Annotated in this window: 19 protein-coding genes; 14 read left to right on the top strand and 5 right to left on the bottom strand. The window is 73.5% G+C overall.

The features are described 5' to 3' along the window. Positions 1 to 15: 15 nt before the first annotated feature. The 3 genes from ACW62_RS14595 to ACW62_RS14590 are packed head-to-tail and all read left to right on the top strand — an operon-like array spanning position 16 to position 3,108. Positions 16 to 942, top strand: coding sequence for a dihydrodipicolinate synthase family protein (locus tag ACW62_RS14595; protein ID WP_053204829.1), 927 nt, complete (start codon positions 16 to 18; stop codon positions 940 to 942). 25 nt (positions 943 to 967) lie between these two features. After that, complete coding sequence (locus tag ACW62_RS35245; protein ID WP_205629355.1) at positions 968 to 1,315, top strand: hypothetical protein; 348 nt, start codon at positions 968 to 970, stop codon at positions 1,313 to 1,315. After that, a complete protein-coding gene (locus ACW62_RS14590) occupies positions 1,198 to 3,108 on the top strand; it encodes an alpha-galactosidase (RefSeq protein ID WP_205629354.1) in 1,911 nt (636 codons plus the stop codon). Before ACW62_RS35245 ends, ACW62_RS14590 begins: the two co-directional genes overlap by 118 nt. On the opposite strand, the gene ACW62_RS14585 is transcribed toward ACW62_RS14590, so the two are convergent. Together ACW62_RS14585 and pdxR are read right to left on the bottom strand one after the other, a co-directional pair. Further along, positions 3,105 to 3,659 carry a GNAT family N-acetyltransferase gene (locus ACW62_RS14585; protein ID WP_205629353.1) on the bottom strand — a complete coding sequence of 185 codons (555 nt, stop codon included), beginning with the start codon at positions 3,657 to 3,659 and terminating at the stop codon, positions 3,105 to 3,107. The genes ACW62_RS14590 and ACW62_RS14585 overlap by 4 nt on opposite strands. A gap of 37 nt (positions 3,660 to 3,696) precedes the next feature. Next, entirely contained in the window at positions 3,697 to 5,115 is a 1,419-nt protein-coding gene (gene pdxR, locus ACW62_RS14580) for a MocR-like pyridoxine biosynthesis transcription factor PdxR (RefSeq protein WP_053204827.1), read from the bottom strand. A gap of 132 nt (positions 5,116 to 5,247) precedes the next feature. Here pdxR and ACW62_RS14575 point away from each other — a divergent pair, with 132 nt between their 5' ends. Beyond that, positions 5,248 to 5,733 carry a Cif family virulence factor gene (locus ACW62_RS14575; protein WP_157574756.1) on the top strand — a complete coding sequence of 162 codons (486 nt, stop codon included), beginning with the start codon at positions 5,248 to 5,250 and terminating at the stop codon, positions 5,731 to 5,733. Between the two features lie 3 nt (positions 5,734 to 5,736). Further along, positions 5,737 to 6,114: an SRPBCC domain-containing protein gene (locus ACW62_RS14570; protein WP_083459754.1), complete on the top strand. Its 378-nt coding sequence runs from the start codon at positions 5,737 to 5,739 to the stop codon at positions 6,112 to 6,114. A gap of 6 nt (positions 6,115 to 6,120) precedes the next feature. Here ACW62_RS14570 and ACW62_RS14565 read toward each other — a convergent pair whose 3' ends face one another. Further along, a complete protein-coding gene (locus ACW62_RS14565) occupies positions 6,121 to 6,864 on the bottom strand; it encodes a TetR/AcrR family transcriptional regulator (RefSeq protein ID WP_053204824.1) in 744 nt (247 codons plus the stop codon). Between the two features lie 69 nt (positions 6,865 to 6,933). Between ACW62_RS14565 and ACW62_RS14560 the strand changes: the two genes are divergently transcribed. The 6 genes from ACW62_RS14560 to ACW62_RS36185 all read left to right on the top strand — a co-directional run bounded on the left by ACW62_RS14560 (position 6,934) and on the right by ACW62_RS36185 (position 12,763). Further along, positions 6,934 to 7,878: an ABC transporter ATP-binding protein gene (locus ACW62_RS14560; protein ID WP_053204823.1), complete on the top strand. Its 945-nt coding sequence runs from the start codon at positions 6,934 to 6,936 to the stop codon at positions 7,876 to 7,878. After that, positions 7,875 to 8,654 (top strand): ABC transporter permease, encoded by a 780-nt coding sequence (locus ACW62_RS14555; protein WP_053204822.1) that lies wholly within the window; start codon positions 7,875 to 7,877, stop codon positions 8,652 to 8,654. Before ACW62_RS14560 ends, ACW62_RS14555 begins: the two co-directional genes overlap by 4 nt. Next, entirely contained in the window at positions 8,651 to 10,918 is a 2,268-nt protein-coding gene (locus ACW62_RS14550) for an ATP-binding cassette domain-containing protein (protein WP_053204821.1), read from the top strand. The genes ACW62_RS14555 and ACW62_RS14550 overlap by 4 nt, the downstream gene beginning before the upstream one ends. Before the next feature lie 23 nt (positions 10,919 to 10,941). Continuing rightward, complete coding sequence (locus ACW62_RS14545; protein ID WP_205629352.1) at positions 10,942 to 11,853, top strand: aminoglycoside phosphotransferase family protein; 912 nt, start codon at positions 10,942 to 10,944, stop codon at positions 11,851 to 11,853. A 60-nt stretch (positions 11,854 to 11,913) separates the two neighbouring features. After that, positions 11,914 to 12,558, top strand: a complete 645-nt coding sequence (locus ACW62_RS14540; RefSeq protein WP_205629351.1) for a ribonuclease H family protein — start codon at positions 11,914 to 11,916, stop codon at positions 12,556 to 12,558. A gap of 70 nt (positions 12,559 to 12,628) precedes the next feature. Beyond that, on the top strand, positions 12,629 to 12,763 hold the full coding sequence (locus ACW62_RS36185; protein WP_276202952.1) for a hypothetical protein: 135 nt from the start codon (positions 12,629 to 12,631) through the stop codon (positions 12,761 to 12,763). Positions 12,764 to 12,790: 27 nt separating this feature from the next. Here ACW62_RS36185 and ACW62_RS14535 read toward each other — a convergent pair whose 3' ends face one another. Then, complete coding sequence (locus ACW62_RS14535; protein WP_053204820.1) at positions 12,791 to 15,325, bottom strand: polysaccharide lyase family 8 super-sandwich domain-containing protein; 2,535 nt, start codon at positions 15,323 to 15,325, stop codon at positions 12,791 to 12,793. A 415-nt stretch (positions 15,326 to 15,740) separates the two neighbouring features. Between ACW62_RS14535 and ACW62_RS14530 the strand changes: the two genes are divergently transcribed. Then, on the top strand, positions 15,741 to 16,394 hold the full coding sequence (locus ACW62_RS14530) for a class I SAM-dependent methyltransferase (protein WP_053204819.1): 654 nt from the start codon (positions 15,741 to 15,743) through the stop codon (positions 16,392 to 16,394). Here ACW62_RS14530 and ACW62_RS14525 read toward each other — a convergent pair. Continuing rightward, a complete protein-coding gene (locus tag ACW62_RS14525; protein WP_053204818.1) occupies positions 16,391 to 16,990 on the bottom strand; it encodes a hypothetical protein in 600 nt (199 codons plus the stop codon). The genes ACW62_RS14530 and ACW62_RS14525 overlap by 4 nt on opposite strands. A 102-nt stretch (positions 16,991 to 17,092) precedes the next feature. Between ACW62_RS14525 and ACW62_RS14520 the strand changes: the two genes are divergently transcribed. Next, entirely contained in the window at positions 17,093 to 17,758 is a 666-nt protein-coding gene (locus tag ACW62_RS14520; protein WP_053204817.1) for a nucleoside/nucleotide kinase family protein, read from the top strand. A gap of 66 nt (positions 17,759 to 17,824) precedes the next feature. After that, entirely contained in the window at positions 17,825 to 19,228 is a 1,404-nt protein-coding gene (locus ACW62_RS14515; protein ID WP_053204918.1) for an MFS transporter, read from the top strand.

The raw sequence follows: 19,228 nt of genomic DNA, 5'->3' as shown, positions 1-19,228 counted from the left end.
AGAGGAGAGCAGTGCATGAGCACAGAGACCACCGACTCGTTCGAGCTGTGGGCGGCGACGCCGACCCCGTTCCGGGCCGACGAGAGCCTGGCCGCCGAGGTCGTGCCCGCCCAGGCAGCGCACCTGGTCGAGCTGGGCATCGACGGCGCGTTCGTCGGCGGCACCACCGGTGAGTCGATGGCGCTGACGGTGGACGAGCGGGCCGAGCTGATCGGCGCGTGGGCCGAGCACCGCGGCGACCGCCTGCTGCTCGGGGCGCACGTGGGCGACCTCAGCCTGGTGGACGCGCGGCGGCTGGCCCGGCACGCGGCCGACGCCGGCGTCGACCTGATCGCCGCGGTGGCGCCGTTCTACGGCGAGCCGCCCTCGGTCACGGCGATCGTCGACTACCTGGCCGAGATCGCGTCGGCCGCGCCGGACGTCCCGCTGTGCTACTACCACATCCCGTCGATGACGGGGCTGCGCGCGGCGCCGTCGGCGGTGGTCGAGCAGGCCGCCGCCCGGGTGCCGAGCCTGCGCGCCGTCAAGTTCACCGACGGCGACCTGCTGGAGTTCATCCGCACCCGCGAGGCCGCCGACGGCGTCCGCGTCTACTTCGGCAAGGACGAGCTGCTGCCGGCCGCTGTGGCCTGCGGCGCGACCGGTGCCATCGGCAGCCTGTACAACGTGCTGGCGCCGGTGGCCCGCGAGGTGCGGTCGCGGATCCTGGCCGGCGAGGTCGAGTCGGCGCTGGCGCTGCACCGTCCGTTCCGGCAGATCGCCGCGGTCGCCGACCGGTGGGGCTCGATCGCGGTCGTCAAGGAGCTGATCAACCGGTTCGGGCCGGACGCGGGGTCGGCCCGGGCGCCGTGGGGGCGGCTGGGCGCCGACGCGCTCGCCGCGGTCGACGCGCTGGTCAAGGAGCTCGAGGCGGCCGCCGCCGGACCGCTGCGCGGGGTCTGACAGGCTGGTCCGGACGTGTCGCCGCGTGAGGGAGATTCGCCCGATGGACCTGTCGCTGGTGGTGCTGGCCCGGGCCGGTGCCGGCCTGGTGCTCGACCTGGACACGCCGTGGCTGCCGCGGGTGCTGCACTGGGGCGCCGACCTCGGCCCCGGGGTCGACGGCGCTGCGCTGCGGTCCGTGGCGGTCCCCGGCCGGAGAGGTGGGGCGCCGGCCGACCCGGCGGCGCCGTCGCTGCTGCCGGCCCAGGCCGACGGGTGGGCCGGTGGGCCGGGCGGCTCGGCGTCGAGGGAGCGCGCGACCGTGCCTACCCGCACCTGCGGCTGGCGCCGGTCGAGGTCTCCGTCGCGCCTGACGGCGGCGGCGTCGAGGTGACGTCGCGCGATTCGGACGCCGGTGTGTCCGTCGTCAGCTCGCTCGTCCTCGACGATGCCGGTGTGCTGCGGGTGCGGCACATGCTCACCAACGAGGGTTCCAGTGCGTGGACGGTGGGCGGGCTGCGCGCCGTCCTGCCGGTGCCCGACCACGCCGCCGAGCTGCTGCACTTCAGTGGCCGGTGGGGGCTGGAGAAGATCCCGCAGCGCGAGGCGTTCCGGCCCGGCATCCGGTCGCTGGAGACGCGGCGCGGGCGCACCGGCCACTCGCACACCGGGCTGCTGGTGGCCGGCTCGGCCGGGTTCGGTTTCGGGTCCGGCGAGGTGTGGGGCGTGCACGCCGGCTGGAGCGGCTGGACGGTGCACGACGCGGAGCGGGTCGCCGAGGGCTGGTCGACGCTGGGCGCCGGTGAGCTGCTGGCATCCGGCGAGGTCGTGCTGGCGCCGGGGGAGTCGTACGCGACGCCGGACGTGTACTTCGTCTACTCCGACTCCGGGCTGGACGGGTTGTCCTCGCGGCTGCACGCGTCGCTGCGGTCCCGGCCGGCGCACCCGTCGACGCCGCGGCCGCTGGTGCTGAACACGTGGGAGGCGGTCTATTTCGACCACGACCTCGATCGGATGCGCGGGCTGGCCGATGTCGCGGCGTCGGTGGGGGTCGAGCGCTTCGTCGTCGACGACGGCTGGTTCCTCGGCCGCCGCAACGACCTCGGCGGCCTCGGCGACTGGTACGTCGACCCCGACCTGTGGCCGGACGGGCTGCACCCGCTGGTCGACCACGTGAAGTCGCTGGGCATGCAGTTCGGGCTGTGGGTGGAGCCGGAGATGGCGAACCCGCGGTCGCGGCTGGTCGAGGAGCACCCCGACTGGCTGCTCAACGACCCTTCGCGGGTGCCACGGGAATGGCGCAACCAGCACACCGTCGACGTCGCGAACCCGAAGGCCTACGCCTACCTGCTGGAACGGCTGGACGCGCTGGTGAGCGAGTACGGCATCGACTACCTCAAGTGGGACCACAACCGCGACCTGCTGGAGGCCGTCCACGAGGGCCGCGCCGGCGTGCACGAGCAGACCGCCGCCGTGTACCGGCTGCTGGACGAGCTGCGGTCGCGGCACCCGGCGCTGGAGATCGAGTCGTGCTCGTCCGGCGGCGCCCGGGTCGACCTCGGCATCATCCAGCGCACCGACCGCGTGTGGGCGTCGGACAGCAACGACCCGCTGGACCGCCAGGCGATCCAGCGGTGGACGTCGCTGCTGCTGCCGCCGGAGCTGATCGGCGCGCATGTCGGCCCGTCGCACACGCACGTGTCGGGGCGGGTGACCTCGCTGGAGCTGCGCTGCGCCACGGCGTTGTTCGGGCACGCCGGCATCGAGTGGGACATCACCGAGTGCTCGCCGTCCGAGCTCGCCGTGCTGCGCGAGTGGGCGGCGACGTACAAGCGGCTGCGTCCGCTCCTGCACACCGGCCGCGTCGTCCGCGCCGACACCGACGACGCGCACGTCCTCCATGGCGTGGTGGGCCCGGGTCAGGCGGTGTTCAGCTACGTCGCCCTGGAGACGATGACCGCCGACATCCCGCCCCGCCTGCGCCTGCCCGGCCTCGACCCGTCCACCACCTACCGGGTCGTTCCGGTGCCGGGGTTGAGCAGCGCGTTGCCGCGGTGGGCCCGGCCGGCGGCCTGGCTGGAGGCGGGCGCGGTGGAGCTCCCCGGCCGGGTGCTCGCGACGGTCGGCCTGCAGGCTCCGACGCTGAACCCGGCCCAGGTGCTCACGCTGGAGCTGACCGCGGTCTAGCGTGCGAGGCTCAGCACGTACTGCCGGCACACATGGACCCGGCGGAACCGGGCGCGCAGCTGCGCTTCCCGTTCGATCGGGGCATGGGCGAACACCCGGACGGGCGTGCCGAGGTCGCCGTGCGCGGTGGACTCGGCGTCGCGCTCGTCCCAGTCCTGGTAGACGTGCAGGTAGCGGTGCTCCTCGCGGAACCCGTTGCGCCGGTACCACGCGTTGGCCGCCGGGTCCTCCCGCGTCCATGCATCCAGGGTCGGGAGTTCCCGTTGTTCGAGCTCGGGAAGCGCGGCGTGCAGCAGCCGGGTGGCGATGCCCGCACGCGAGTGCTCGGGCAGAACGGCCACGGTCTCGATCGTGGCGGCGCCGGCCCCGATGCTCACGTCGAGGATTCCGACGATCTCGGCGCAGTCGGCCGCCACGAGCTGGATCGATGGTTCGTCGTAGCGGGGCCGCCGCGTGACGACATCGTCGTAGTACTGGGTGGTGAAGAAGCTCAGGAGCCGGCAGCGAAGCCAGTTCGGCGCGTCGGCGTCGTCGTAAGGGCGGACGTGCACAGGAGGCATGGTGGGTCCGTTTCGTCGCTGGGAGTCCTCAGGGCAGGCTCTCGCGGAGGCGGGCGAGGCCGGCGGCGATGCGGTCGTCGGCGATCGCCCCGTAGCCGAGCGCCAGCCCCTGGACCGGGTGCGTCATCGCCAGCGGCGACAGCGGCAGCACCTCGACCCCGGCCGAGCGGGCGCGGGCGGCGACCTCGACGTCGTCGGCGGAGGGGTCGGTGAGCAGCGCCGTCACGTGCAGGCCGACCAGCGACGGGACCGGTTCGAGCAGGCCGGCGAAGTCGCGGCGCAGCAGCGACGTCACCAGGTGGTGCCGCCGCGCGTACACGCGGCGCATCGCCTTGAGGTGCCGGGCGAACAGGCCGTCGTCGATCAGCTCGGCGAGCGCCGCCTGGGCGGGCACCGCGGTGTGCCAGTCGAGCAGTTGCTTGGCCTTGTGCATGGCGTCGCGCAGGGATCGCGGCGCGACGACGAAGCCGAGGCGCAGCGTGGGCAGCAGCGTCTTCGAGAACGAGCCGACATAGGCGACGTGGCCGGGGGCGCCGAGCCCGGCCAGCGGCTCGAACGGGCGCCCGGCGAACCGGAACTCGCTGTCGTAGTCGTCCTCGACGATCAGGGCGCCGGTCCGCCGGGCCCACTCCAGCAGCGCCAGCCGCCGCCCCAGCGACATCGACGGGCCGAGCGGGAACTGATGCGACGGCGTGACGTAGACCAGGCGGGCGGTGTCCGGCAGCGAGCCGACCACCAGGCCGTCAGCGTCCACCGGGACCGGCACCACGGTGAAGCCGGACGACGTCAGCATCCTGCGCGGCAGCGGGTACCCGGGATCCTCGACCGCGACGACGTCGCCGGGCGCCAGCAGGACCCGGGTGAGGAGGTCGACGGCCTGCTGGCTGCCGCTGGTCACGATCACGTCGTCGGCCGACGCCGGGACGCCACGAGCGACGGCGACGTGGCGGGCGATGGCGGCCCGCAGTGGCGGGTGCCCGGCCGACGCGATGTGCGCGCCCGTCCCGACCGCCGACGCGCGCAGCTGGCGGGCGGTCACCCGGCGCCACGTCGCGTACGGGAACAGCGTCGCGTCCGGGACACCGGGCCGGAAGTCGTACTCGGCGTCGGCCGAGGCGAGGTCGGTCGCCTCGGGCAGCCCGGCCCACACCGCCCGCGGCGCGAGGGCGACCTGGTCATCGTCGTCGCCGGACGGTCCGTCCTGGGCGAGGTCGTCGGCGACGAAGGTGCCGACGCCGGGACGGGCGGTGAGGAAGCCCTCGGCGGCCAGCCGGTCGTAGGCCATGCTGACGGTGTTGCGCGCGATGCCGAGGTCGCCGGCCAGCTCGCGGGACGGCGGCAGCGGCTGTCCGGCCGGCAGCCGTCCGGCCAGGATCGCCGCGCGGACCTGCCGGTACAGCTGCCCGGACAGGTCGCCCCGGCCGTCCAGCCGCACGTGCAGGTCCATGGAGCCTGAGCCTAGGGGTGTCGGTGACCCCGCCGTGACCGGCTCAGCGCGGAACCCCTCGCTGTGGCCCAGCGGACGCCGTCCGGACCTGGCTAGCGTGCCGGGCATCGGCAGGACGACAGAGGGGTGACGATGCGAAAGAACACGGTACGGACGCTCGTCGCGGTGCTGGCCGCGGGCGCGGTGGCGCTGCCCGGCATCGCGGCGGCGACCGACGACGCGCGCGGCGAGAACCGCGGGTGCGCCGCGAGGTTCGACGAGGCGCAGCGGGCCGACATGGAGTCGTTCCGCGACTTCGACGCCGAGACGTGGCGCGACGGCCACCACGAGGACGCCGTCAGCGTCTTCGCCAGCGGCCACCGGTTCTCGGGCATCGACGCGATCATGGCCGCGCAGAAGAGCCACTTCGAGAACCGCGAGGCGATCTGGACGTGGACCGAGATCGACCGGCACGTCCACGGCTGCAAGACCGCGACCATCGAGTACGACGCCACCTACGAGCTGCCCCGTGTCGGCTTCAAGTCGCGCGCGCTCACCGTTGTGACGTACACGTTCGAGCGCGGCCGCTGGCTGTCGATCTACGACCAGGGCACCGCGTTCCCGGCGCCGGCGCAGTAGCCCGTGATCGACCCGGTGGAGCAGGGCTCCATCGAACGCGTCATCCACGTCGAGGCGCCTCCGCATGTGGTCTACGAGGTGCTCAGCCGGCCCGAGCACCTGCGCCGGTGGTGGCCCGACGATCAACGGTTCGAGCCGGTCGTGGGCGCACGGGGCGAGCTGATGTGGCGCAACACGGTCATCGCCGGGTCGGGGACGGTCGCGCTCGCCGTCGTCGACGCCGACCCGCCGCGGCGGATCTGCTACCGCTCGTCCTCGCCCGAGTACGGTGGACGCCCGCCGCTGCTGGTCGCGTTCGCCCTGGTCCCGGAGCGCGGCGGGACCAGGGTGCACCTCACCCAGACCGCGTTCCTCACTGACGGGGCGCCGTCGGCGGCCTGACGCGGGTCAGCGCAGCCGGCCGGCGACGCCGTCGAGGAGGAGCTCCAGCGACAGTCGCATGACGGCGTGCGGGTCGCCCGCCTCGACCGCCTCGCCGGATGCTGCGCCGACCCGCTCGGCCAGCGGGAACCGGGATCCGCTCATCGACCGCGCGAGCGCCGGACTCACCGTCGCCCACCAGTCGAGGTCGCCGCCGCCGGCGCGCACGCGGTCGAGGCCGACCTGCTGCCGCGCCGTCGACTCGACCAGCGCGAGCACGCCGCACAGCACCTGGTCCATCTCGAGGTCGGACAGCCCGATGCCGTCCAGCGGCGCCAGCTCCAGCTCGTACTTCGCGGAGACGCCGGGCCCGAGCACCGGCCGTCCGGGCACCACCTCGACGGTCCACGGGTGCCGCAGGTGGTGGCGCCAGTTGCGCTCGGCGATGTGCCGCAGCCCGGCCCGCCAGCCGTCCTGCTCGCCCGGCAGCGCGCCGTCGGCGTACGCCTCGCCGGCGACGGCGTCGATCATCAGCTCGACCAGCTCGGGCTTGCCCGGGACGTGCGTGTAGAGGGTCATCGCGCCGACGCCGAGGCGGTCGGCGACCCGCCGCATGGTGAGCGCGCCGATGCCCTCGGCGTCGGCGATGGCGATGGCGTTCTCGACCACGGCCTGCTTCGTGAGCCCGGTGCGGCCGGGCCGGTCGGACGGCTCCCAGAGCAGTGAGACCAGCCGGCTGGGGTCGGACGGGCGGGGCGCGTTCGAGGGCACGGAAATATCCTCTCACCTTCCGTACGTTGTACCGTACACTGTACGGACAATCGACGACGAGGAGGGTGAGTGGACGCAGCCATCGAGGCGCGGGCGGTGCGCAAGCACTACCGCGGGGCGGAGCGGCCGGCGCTGGACGGGTTCGACCTGCGGGTCGCCGCCGGGACGGTGTGCGCGCTGCTGGGCCGCAACGGCGCGGGCAAGACGACGGCGGTACGGATCATGACGACCTTGCTGGCCATGGACGACGGCGCGGCGACGGTGGCGGGACACGACGTGCGGACCGACGGCGACGGCGTACGGCGGGCCATCGGGCTGGTCGGGCAGAACGCCGCCGTCGACGAGATCCTGGGCGGCCGGGCCAACCTGGTGCTGTTCGGCCGGCTGCGCGGGCTGGCCAAGGCCGCCGCGCGGGCCCGGGCGGACGAGTTGATCTCGCGGTTCGGACTGTCCGACGCGGCCGGGCGCGCCGTGGGCACCTACTCGGGCGGCATGCGACGCCGGCTCGACCTCGCCGCGAGCCTGGTCGTGCCGCCGTCGGTGCTGTTCGTCGACGAGCCGACGACCGGCCTCGACCCGGACGCCCGCCGCGACGTGTGGGCGACGGTCCGGCGGCTGGTGGACGACGGCGTCACGGTGCTGCTCACCACGCAGTATCTGGAAGAGGCCGACGAGCTGGCCGACCACGTGGCCATGCTCCGCGACGGCCGGGTCGTGCTGGAGGGCAGCCCGGCCGAGCTGACGTCGCTGATCGGGGAGACGCGGGTCGAGGCGCGGTTCGGAGCACCGGACGACGCCGCGGCGGCGGGGCGGGCGGCCGGGCGGTACGCCGTCGGGCCGGTGGAGGTGTCCGGCGTGGGCGTCGCCGTCCCGGTGGCCGACGCGGGCGCCGTCACTGGGTTCTGTGCGGCGCTGGCCGGGGCCGGCCTGGCGCCGGTCGACGTCGCCGTCCGCCGGCCCACGCTCGACGACGTCTTCATGCACGTCAACACGGTCTCGGAGGGGACGCGATGAGTTCGCTGGTCCATGGCTCGCTGGTGCTGGCCGGTCGCACGTTCGGGCACTGGCGGGCGCAGCCGGTGCCGTTCGTGGTGACGCTGCTGTTCCCGGTGCTGATCGTGCTGATGATGGGCGGCCTGTTCGGCGGCGCCATCGCCGGCAGCGCGGGCGACTACGTTCCATTCGTCGTGCCCGGCGTGCTGGCGCTGACGATGCTGTTCGGGCTCGAGACCACGATGGCGGCGATCACGGCCGACGCGTCGCGCGGGGTGACGGACCGGTTCCGGTCGCTGCCGCTGCACAGCGGGTCGGTGGTCGCCGGGCGGTGCCTCGCCGACCTCGCCGCGTCGGTGGCCGGGCTGGCCGCGATGACGCTGGCCGGGTTCGCGCTGGGCTGGCGGTGGTCGGCCGGTCCGGGCGAGGTGCTGGCGGCGTACGGGCTGCTGCTCCTGCTGCGGTTCGGGCTGCTGTGGGTGGGCGTGTGGGCCGGCCTGAAGGCGTCCGGCCCGGAGGCCGTCGCGGCGGTGCAGATCATGGTCTGGCCGGTCGGGTTCCTGTCCACGGTGTTCCTCGACCCGGCGACGATGCCGTCGTGGCTGGGCGCCGTGGCGGAGTGGAACCCGCTCTCGGCGACGGCCGACGCGGTGCGCGAGCTGTTCGGCAACCCCGGCGTCGCCGGTGGAAGTTGGCCGGCCGATCACGGACAGGAGTTGTCAGTGATATGGCCGATCCTGATGGTGGCGGTGTTCGCGCCGCTGTCCGCTGCTGCCTACCGGAGGCTGAACCGATGACACTGGCCCGACACGGCCATATCGAGGTCCGTGGTGCCCGTGAGCACACCCTCAAGAACATCGACGTCGACATCCCGAAACTCCAGCTGACCGTGGTCACCGGCGTGTCCGGGTCGGGCAAGTCGTCGCTGGTCTTCGACACCCTGGCCGCCGAGTCGCAACGCCAGCTCAACGCCACGTTCAGCGCGTTCGCGCGGAACCGGCTGCCCAGCTATGGCCAGCCCGACGTCGACCGCATGGCGCACCTGTGCGCCGTCACCGTCGTCGACCAGAAGCGGCTCGGCGGCGGCGCGCGGTCCACCGTCGGCACCGTGACCGACATCGGCGCCCGGCTACGGCTGGTCTTCTCCCGTGCCGGGCGGCCGTTCGCCGGGTACTCCAACGCGTTCTCGTTCAACGACCCGCAGGGGATGTGCCCGGCGTGCCAGGGGCTGGGCGTCGTGAGCGTGGTGGACGAGTCGCAGCTGGTCGACCGCGACCGGTCGCTCGAGGACGGCGCGCTGGACTGGCCGGCGTTCGGCGTGGGGCACTGGTTCTGGCGGTCCTACGCGCGGAGCGGATTCTTCGACCCGTCGGTGCCGCTGCGTGAGTACACCGACGAGCAGTGGCGCATCCTCATGTACGCCGAGCAGGGCGAGCTGAAGGCGCCGAACGACGAGGTCACCAGCTACGAGGGCGTCATCGCCCGGTTCAACCGGCTCTACCTGCACAAGGAGGCCGACGCCTACAAGGGCAAGACGCGTGAGGCGTTCGAGCGCATCGTCACGCGCGGGGTGTGCCCGGACTGCGGGGGGACGCGGCTGGCGGAGGGCCCGCGCTCGTCGCTGATCGACGGCCGCTCCATCGCCGACCTCAACGCCCTGCAGGCCGACGACCTGGTCGACGTCATCCGGGCCATCGACGAGCCGTCGGTCGCGCCGCTGGTGCAGGACGCCGCGGAGCAGGTCGAGCGGCTGGGCATCCTGGGCCTCGGCTACCTCAGCCTCGACCGCGCCACGTCGACGCTGTCGGGTGGCGAGTCGCAACGGGTGAAGATGGTCCGGCACCTCGGCAGCAGCCTGTCCGACCTGCTGTACGTGTTCGACGAGCCGACGGTCGGGCTGCACCCGCGCGACGTGCACCGCCTCGGCGAGCTGCTGATCGAGCTGCGCGACAAGGGCAACACGGTGGTCGTCGTGGAGCACGATCCGGAGATCATGGCCATCGCGGACCACTGCATCGACATGGGGCCGGGGGCGGGGCGGGCGGGTGGCGCCGTCACGTACGAGGGGTCCTACGACGGGCTGGTGAAGTCGGAGACGCGGACGGGGCTGGGGCTGCGGGCGGCCCGGGTGACGCGCGACGCCGGCGCCGTACGGACGCCGTCGGGGCACGTGCGCGTCGAGCACGCGTCGACGCACAACCTGCGCGACGTCACCGTCGACCTGCCGCTGGGGGTGCTGACGGTCGTCACGGGGGTGGCGGGGTCGGGGAAGAGCAGCCTGATCCGCGGCCATCTGCCCGCCGTCCGCCCCGACGCCATCATGCTGGACCAGAGCCCGGTGCGCGGGTCGCGGCGGTCCAGCCCGGCGACGTTCACCGGCGTGCTCGACCCGATCCGGTCGCTGTTCGCCCGGGCGACGGGCGCGCCGGCGGCGCTGTTCAGCCCGAACTCCGACGGCGGCTGCCCGGAGTGCCAGGGCGCCGGGGTCATCTTCACCGACCTCGCGTTCATGGACGGTGTCACGACGATCTGCGAGGTCTGCCGCGGCCGCCGGTTCAAGGACGAGGCGCAGCAGCACCTCGTGCGCGGCCGGTCGATCGCCGACGTGTTCGAGCTGAGCGTCGCCGAGGCGCTGGAGTTCTTCACCGAGAAGGCGATCCGGCCCACGCTGCAGCGCCTCAGCGACGTCGGCCTCGACTACCTCACGCTCGGCCAGACCCTCACCACGCTGTCCGGCGGCGAGCGGCAGCGGCTGAAGCTGGCCAGCGAGCTGGTCGTCGGCGGCAAGCTCTACGTGCTCGACGAGCCCACCACCGGCCTGCACCTCGCCGACGTCGAGCACCTGGTCGCGCTGCTGCACCGGCTGGTCGACGACGGCAACACCCTCATCGTCATCGAGCACAACCTCGACGTCGTCGCGGCCGCCGACTGGGTGATCGACCTCGGCCCCGGCGCCGGCCACGACGGCGGCCGCGTCGTGTTCGAGGGCACGCCCGCCGCCCTGGCCGCTGACGGGTCGACGTACACCGCCGAGTACCTGGCCCGCTACCTCGCCGACTGAGCGGCGGTTCCTACGATGGCGGGGTGATCATCGACGAGGCTCCACCGACGCTCGTCGCGTCGTACGGGCGCGACGACGCCGGGCGGGCCTGGCTGGCGGACCTGCCCCGGCTGCTGGCCGTGACCATTGAGCAGTGGGAGCTGCGCCCGGACGGGCCGGCCGCGAACGGCATGGCGGCGCTGGTCCAGCCGGTCGTCCGGGCCGACGGCAGGCCCGCGGTGCTCCGGCTGCAGCCGGCCAACGAGGAGTCCGCGGCCGCCGTCGTCGGGCTGCGGACGTGGGCCGGCGACGGCGCCGTCCGGCTGCTCGACCATGACGCCGGCACCGGCGCGATGCTGCTGGAGCGGCTCGACGGCGGGCGGCCGCTGGCGGCGCTGCGCGACGACGACGCCGTCATGACGGTGCTCGGCGGGCTGCTGGCCCGGCTGACCACGCGGCCCGCGCCGGACGGCCTGCCGCGGCTGGCCGACGTCGCCGCGGCGATGGTCGCCGCTGCGCCCGAGGCGGTGCCGTCGCTGGCCGACCCCGCCGAACGCCGGCTGGTCGAGACCTGCGCGGCCGCCGTCGCGGAGCTGCTGCCCGAGTCCGGCGACCGCCTGCTGCACTGGGACCTGCACGACGAGAACGTCCTGGCCGGCGGGCGGGAGCCGTGGCTGGCGATCGATCCCGTGCCGCTGGCCGGCGATCCCGGCTTCGACCTGTGGCCGGCGCTGAACAGCCGCTGGGACGATGTCGTCACCGGTGGGCTCGAGCGCGTCGTGCTGCGCCGGTTCGACCTGCTCGGCGAGCTGACCGGCGTCGATCGACGGCGGGCCGCGGGCTGGACGCTGGGCCGCGTCCTGCAGAACGCGCTCTGGGAGATCGAGGACGGCAAGGCCGCGCTGGACCCCGCCGACGTCGCCCTCGCGAGCGTCCTGCTGCGGCGCCGAGTGTGATCCACGGTCCCGTCGGCGGCCGCGGGTAAGGTGCCGGGAGTCCGTTCGTCGAAGGGAGAGGTGCTCGTGCTCGCGAAGTACGCCGGCCGGTGTGGTGCGTGCGGTGGAGACATCCATCCCGGCGACGAGCTCGAGAGCTCGGGCAACGGCCGCAACCGCGCCTGGGTGCACGCGGCCTGCGCCGGCGCGCCCGCCCTGATCCCGGTCCCCGGCGACGCCGAACTCGCCGCGAAACCGGCGCGGGCCAAGCGGCCGCGTCCGCCGGCCATGGTGGCGCCCGAGGGCGCGGTCGAGGTCTACACCGACGGCGCCTGCTCCGGCACGCCCGGCCCGGGCGGCTGGGCGTGGGCCATCTCGCGCGAGCGGTCCGCGTCCGGGTCCGCGCCGAGCACCACCAACCAGCGCATGGAGATCACGGCGGCGCTCGAGGCGGTCAAGGCGCTGTCCGGCCCGCTGGTCGTCGTCAGCGACTCCGCCTACGTCGTCAACTGCTTCCGCGACGGCTGGTGGCGCAACTGGCGCACGCGCGGCTGGGTCACGTCCACCAAGTCGCCGGTGGCCAACCGCGACCTCTGGGAGCCGTTCGTCGACCTCGTCGAGGACCGCGGCGACGTCGTCTTCCACTGGGTCAAGGGCCACTCCGGCGACCCCATGAACGACCTCGTCGACGAGCTGGCCGTCGCCGCCAAGATCGCCCAGTCCTGACGACGGCGAATGAGGCGTACTGTGGCCACCACAAGGGGCTGACCAGGCTCCCCGAACAGGGAGAGCAGCCATGGCCGACAAGTCGCCGCGACAACACCTGACCAAGAAGGCCGGCAAGTCGCTCAAGGAGAAGCGCGCCGACAAGGCCGCCAAGGCCGACGCGAAGTCCAAGATCGAGATCATCCCGTCGACAAAGAAGCGCTGACGCACCTCCTCGGTCCGGGGCAGACGGTCAGCCGCGCAGCGTCACGGTGAGCGAGCGGCCGTAGGCATGCCGGGTCGCGACGCGCAGCAGCGTGCCCTCGGTCGTGTGCCGGACGGTGACGGCGCGGTCGCCGGCCACGCGGGTCAGCGTCCGGCCGGTGACGACGACCTCGACGACGTCGCGGTCCATCGTCGGGTCCGACACCGCGACGTTGGTGAGCCGGCCGGCCCGGGCCCGCGTCAGCACCGACGCCGGTCCGTCGACGCGCAGCCCGCCGGCGTCGTGCCGGCCGGCGGTGAACGTGTTGACGCCGGTCAGCTGGAGCCCGGTGTGGCGCACGGCCTGGACGCCGGTGGTGTTCGCGAGTACCTCCAGCGGGCCGTCCGCGTACGCCGTCAGCGCCGCCTCCGTCGCGTTCGGGACCAGCGCGTAGGCCAGCGCGGCCGGTGCCGCGCCGGCCGGGTGGTCGATCGTCACCCCGAGGACCCGCTTGGTCACGGCGGTGTCCGGGTTCGCGGTGCGGACGACGCGGCGGCTGCGGGTGATGGTGTCGAGCGCGACGCGGACCGGCTGCGCGGAGAGGAACACGTAGCCGACGGCGGCGTCCTGGGACGGGTTCGCCCAGCGCAGCCAGGCGAGATCGGCGGTGCCGGGCCCGGTCCACGCGCCGCCGGAGCGCAGCGCGCCGGCGGCCGTCACCGGGTCCGCCGCCCCCGCGATGCGCGCGTCGACCGACGTCGTCGCCGCCCGGCCCGCGTCGCCTCCGACCCCGGCCGCGAGCACGACGATCTCGTCGTCGAACAGGAACCACGACTTCGTCGCCGTGGCGTTGCGGTACACGACGAAGTCGTCCGGCAGGATGCCCTCCGCCTTGTCGCGCCACGCGACGTCGCTGGACTGGACCAGGGCCGCGGCGCCGTACGCGTCCAGTGTCGCGCCGCCGGAGTGCGCGTTCGTGCCGCGTGGGAAGTACACGTAGGCGTTCTGCGACTCCGACGAGGACGTGAAGTTCAGCGGGTGGCCCGGGTTGTCGTAGTACGGCGTGCCGTAGAGCTGCGGGATCGTCCGCCGCTCCTCGACCGGCGCCGTCACGCCCGCGAGGCCGTACGGCGACACCGTCGTGAAGTAGTCGACGCCGAACGCCTGCGTCTGGTCGCCGCCGGACAGGTACAGGTAGTGCGCGCCGTCGCCCTGGAACCACGACAGCAGGTTCTCGCCGCTCATGTACTCGTACTTGCTGATCCGGTCCGAGCTGCGGGCCAGCGCGAACGCGTAGCCGGGGCGGCGGTGCACCGTCTTGTCCATGGCGTTGAAGGCGACGCAGCGCTCGCGCGGGTTGAGGTCGGCGGGCTCGACCGTGTCGTCGGCGATGAGGTCGGCGAAGCGTGCGACGCTGACCGGCGAGACGAACGTCGCCGGGTCCAGCGCCGCCCGCGACGTCGACCGGATGAACTTCACGTAGCCGCGCAGCGGCGCCGGGTCGGGCACGTGGCCGGCGAGGTCGACGACGGCCTCGACCACCTGCGCGACGTCGGTGTACCCCGTCGACGTGCGCGAGACCGACCGCCCCTTGACGATCTCCATCATCCAGCCCTCGAAGATCAGCGGCGCGAACCCGTCGGTCACCCACCGCTGCACGATCGGGGCCAGCACGGCGCCGTCGGCGAACCCGGTGCCTTCCAGGATCTTCAGCGTCTGCACGACGCGGGTCAGCAGCGCGCGGCCGTACGCGCCGGTGTACGCGACCGAGTGGTGCTGGATGAACGAGCCGTCCGCGTAGTAGCCGTCGGTGTTGCCGTGCCGCAGCGCGTACGGGTCGATCGTCGCGAAGACGGTGAGCTGGTCCTCGATCGCCTTGCGGATGCGCGCCTCGTCGCCGAGCAGGGCGCCCTGGATCATCCGGTTGGTCGTGATGTCGGCGAGGTTGGCGCCGGTGTGGAAGCGGGAGTCCAGGTTCACGTCGCCGTCGATGCCGTTGCGCAGGTACGCGTCCATGGAGGCGACGTAGGTCTGGACGAGGTCGCCGGTCTCACCGAGCAGTGCGAGGGTCTTGCCGACGTGCGTCGAGACGCCGATTTCCCAGGTGAACCAGTTGCCGTAGTAGCCGGCCTGCTGGTCGCCGTAGTAGTGGTCGTACAGCCATCGCAGGCCGTCTCGCACTTGCGTCTGGGCGGTGGCGTCGCCGTGCAGGGCTGCGCCCGGGGTGGCGGTCGCCAGCGCGATCTCGTAGAGGTGCTGGAAGGTCGCGTTGAGGTTCGGGTCGCTGGTCCCGAGCGGCAGGGCGGCGAACAACTCGCCCGCGCCGGCGCCGTCGAGGGCGGCCCGCCAGGTGGCGGCGGTCCGGTCGATGGCGGCCAGTTTCGCGGCCACGGCCGGGTGCGCGTTGACGTCCGGCGTGCCGGCGAAGATCGTGCCGGTGTTGGCGAGCAGCCGGTCGGTGCCTGCTGTGGCCGGGTTGGCGGTGGCGGCCGCGCGGGCCGCTCCCACTGGCGGCGGGTGGACGACCGCGGCCAGGCCCGCGGCGGACAGGATCGACAGCACTCGGCGGCGACTGAGTTCCACGGGTCCTCCTCGGCAGAGGCCTAGACCTGACAGAGCGGAGTCAAACAGACGAACCGCCCGTCGGCAAGCGCTTGCCGGTGCCGCCGCGGCCTGTGCTGGGGCTGTTGCGATCCGACGTGTTGACATGAGCGCCAACTGTTGGCGCTCAGGTCACCCGTCCCCGCCCGTACCACCGGTTCCGGCCACTCATGCCGACGGCGTTCGGCCCGCTGGGTGGAGATTTCTTCACCGCCGCGGCCTGTGCTGGGGCTGTTGCGATCCGACGTGTTGACATGAGCGCCAACTGTTGGCGCTCAGGTCACCCGTCCCCGCCCGTACAACCCGCTCCGGCCACTCATGCGGACTGCGTCCGGCCCGCCGGTTGCCGAGGGGGACTCAGGCGAGGCTGTCGGTGGCGGCGGCTAGCGTCGGCCGTGTGACCGAACCCGCGTTCCTCGCCGCCATCAGCAGCTCCTACGACACCGTCGCCGACACCTATGTCGAGCGGTTCCCGCCGTCGCGGCTGGGACCGCTGGGCCACGCCATGCTGCGCGCGTTCGCCGAGGTCGTGCTGGCCGAGAGCAAGGGACCGGTGGCCGACGTCGGGTGCGGGCCGGGTGGCTTGACGGCCGAGCTGGCGGGGCACGGGCTGGACGTGTCGGGCATCGACCTCTCGCCGCGCATGGTCGAGCTGGCCCGCGCGGCGCACCCGGAGCTGGCGTTCTCGGTCGGCTCCATGACGGCGCTCGACCTCCCCGACGGCGGCCTGGGCGGCCTCGTCGCGCACTTCTCCACTCACCACACGCCGCCCGCGCATCTGCCGGCCGTGTTCGCCGAGTTCCGCCGGGTGCTCGCGCCGGGCGGCCACCTGCTGCTGGCCACCCACCTCGGCCAGGACGAGCACCTGCGCCCGGCCGAGGCGTACGGCGGGCACCCGGTCTCGTACGAGTGGTACCTGCTGCCGGGCGAGCGCATCGCGGCCCTCATCGACGAGGCGGGGCTGACGGTGGTGGCGCGGCTGGACGAGCCGAACCCGAAGGGCGCCGGGCGGTCGTTCGCCTACTTCCTGGCGAAGAGCAAGGATCCCTAGTCGACGATGAACCAGTCGCCGTCCTGGTAGGCGAGGACGGTGTCGCCCAGCTCTTCCTCGCTGAACGAGGCGTCGGCCACCACGGCCTCGATCGGGATCGTCACCTGGCTGGGCGTGCTGTCGTCGACCAGCTCGGGGTCGACGGTGGCGGTCTGCAGCGCGGTCAGCTGCTCCTCCGACACCATGCCCGCCATGATCGCCATGGTCGACTCGCACGGGCCGAAGCCGTCCGCCTCGGCCTGCGCGGCCGCCGGGCCGGCGATGGCGCACATCGTCGGGACGTCGGCCGCGCCGAGCGCGTGCAGGAACGTCTCGAATCGCGTGATCGCCGCGTCGGTGGTCTCCGGCGACCCCGACCCGCCGGCCGGCGGCGCGGCCGGGGTCTCGGCGGGCGTCTCCGCGGGTGGCTCCGACGGTTCCGCCGGCGGCTCGGTCGTCGGGTCCGACGTCGGCTCCTCCGACGGCGCCGCCGAGGTCGGGGCCGGGGTGTCCGTCCCGCCCGCGGACGGGTCGTCGTCGGAGGAGCCGCATGCGGTGAGGGCGAGGACGACGCCGGCGCAGAGCATGGCGGCGCGGCGGACGAACGACAACGACATGGGGGACGTCCCAGCAAGAGGTGGCAGAACCGCGCGGCAGGCTAGCACGCACCCGCAGCCAACCAGGGGACAATCGCCGAACGCCGAGAGAAGGGCCCGGACATGGAACGCCAGCGACTGCTGGAATCGATCGCGACGACGTTGCGGGCGCGCGATCCCGGCCACCCGGTCCGCGTCGCCGTCGACGGGCCGGACGCGGCCGGGAAGACGACGTTCGCCGACGAGCTCGCCGCGACGCTCGACGGCGTCCGGCCGGTGATCCGGCTCGGCGTCGACGACTTCCACCAGCCGCCGGAGGTGCGGTCGCGGCGCGGTCCCCTGTCGGCGGAGGGCTACTACCTCGACGCGTTCGACCTGGACGCCATCCGCGACGATGTGCTCCGCCCGCTCGGCCCCGGCGGTGATCGTCGCTACCTACGGTCGACCTTCGACTACCGGGCCGGCCGCCCGACGGAGCGGGCCACCGCCGAGGCGCCGCCCGACGCCGTCGTCATCGTCGACGGGGTGCTGCTGCTGCGCCCGGAGCTCCGCGACGCGTGGGAGCTCAGCGTCTACCTGCACGTCGAGCCGGACGAGACGCTGCGCCGCGCCGTGGTCCGCGACCGCGACCTGTTCGGCGGCGAGCAGCGCGTCGTCGAGCGGTACACCCACCGCTACCTGCCCGCCCAGGCGCTCTACCGCGAGCGGGACCGGCCGCTGGACCGCGCCGACCTCGTCGTCGACCACACCGACCCGGCCCGGCCGCGGATCATCACCGACCGCCGCTGATCACTGGCCGCGGCCCCGCCGCCGTGCCAGCATCAAGGGCAGGGGTGCACCGTGGCCGAGCACACGATGTCGTCGGGCCGGCCGGCGAAGGCGCTGCGGAAGGTTCTGGTCCCGCTCGCGCTCGCGCAGTTCATCTGCAGCTTCGCCGGCTCGAACATGAACGTGATGATCAACGACATCAGCCGTGACCTGGACACCAGCGTGCAGGGCGTCCAGGTCGCGATCACCGTGTTCCTGCTGGTGATGGCGGCGCTGATGATCCCGGGCGGCAAGCTGACGGACAAGTACGGGCGCAAGCTGTGCTTCCGGGTCGGCCTGACGATCTACGGCGTCGGCGCGCTGCTCAGCGCCGCGGCGCCCGGACTCGGCGTGCTGATCCTGGGCAACTCGATCTTGGAGGGCGTCGGGACGGCGCTGCTGATCCCGCCGGTCTACATCCTGGCGACGCTGCTGTTCACCGAGGTGACGTCGCGGGCGCGGGCGTTCGGCCTGATCAGCGCGATGGGCGGGGTCGGCGGCGCGGCCGGGCCGCTGATCGGCGGGCTGATCACGTGGGCGATCAGCTGGCGCGCGGCGTTCGTGTTCCAGGCGCTGGTGGTCGCCGTGATCGTCTGGCTCAGCCGCGACCTGCGCGACCCGCTGCCGCCCGACCCCAGTCGTCCGTTCGACGTGCGGGGCGCGGTGTTGTCGGCGGTCGGGCTGGCGGCGGTGGTCATGGGCATCCTGGCGGCCGACAACAGCGCGGTGCTGATGGTGGTGCTGCTGGTCGCCGGCGCGCTGCTGCTGGCGGGGTTCGTGTGGTCGATCCGGGCGAAGGAGCGGGCCGGTGAGGAGCCGCTGCTGTCCACCGCGGTGTTCCGCAGCCGGACCGCGAACCTCGGGCTGGTCACACAGAACGCCCAGTGGCTGATACTGCTCGGCACGTCCTTCGTCGTCGCGACGTTCCTGCAGGTGGTGCGCGGGTACGACGCCATCGAAACGGGCGTGATCTTCACCGCCGCGACGGCCGGCCTGCTGGTGTCGTCGCTGACGGCGGAGCGGTTGGCCCGGCGACGGGCGCAGCGCACGCTGATCGTCGCCGGTTTCGTCCTGGCGATTGTCGGGATCGGGGTGCTGCTGGCACTGGTGATCGGGTCGCCGTCGGTATGGGCGTTCGCGCCGGGCCTGCTGGTGATCGGCCTCGGGCTGGGCCTGATGCTGACGCCGTCGGTGAACGTCGTCCAGTCCAGCTTCGGTGAGGACCTGCAGGGTGAGATCTCCGGCCTGTCGCGCAGCGTCTCGAACCTCGGCTCGACGCTGGGGACGGCGATCGCCGGCACCGTGCTGGTGGCCGGGCTGACGGCCACGCCGGACCGTGCCTACGGGCTGGCGATGGTCGTGCTCGCGGCCGCCGGGCTGTTGGGACTGGTGGCCGCGTTGCGGCTGCCGCGGACTCCGGCGGCCAGTGGCGCTGGTGCGAACGACGGGTAG

Source organism: Jiangella muralis (assembly GCF_001270745.1).
GTDB lineage: Bacteria > Actinomycetota > Actinomycetes > Jiangellales > Jiangellaceae > Jiangella > Jiangella muralis.
The sequence above is the reverse complement of the archived record's forward strand: the minus strand, read 5'-3'. Positions and strand labels throughout refer to the sequence as shown.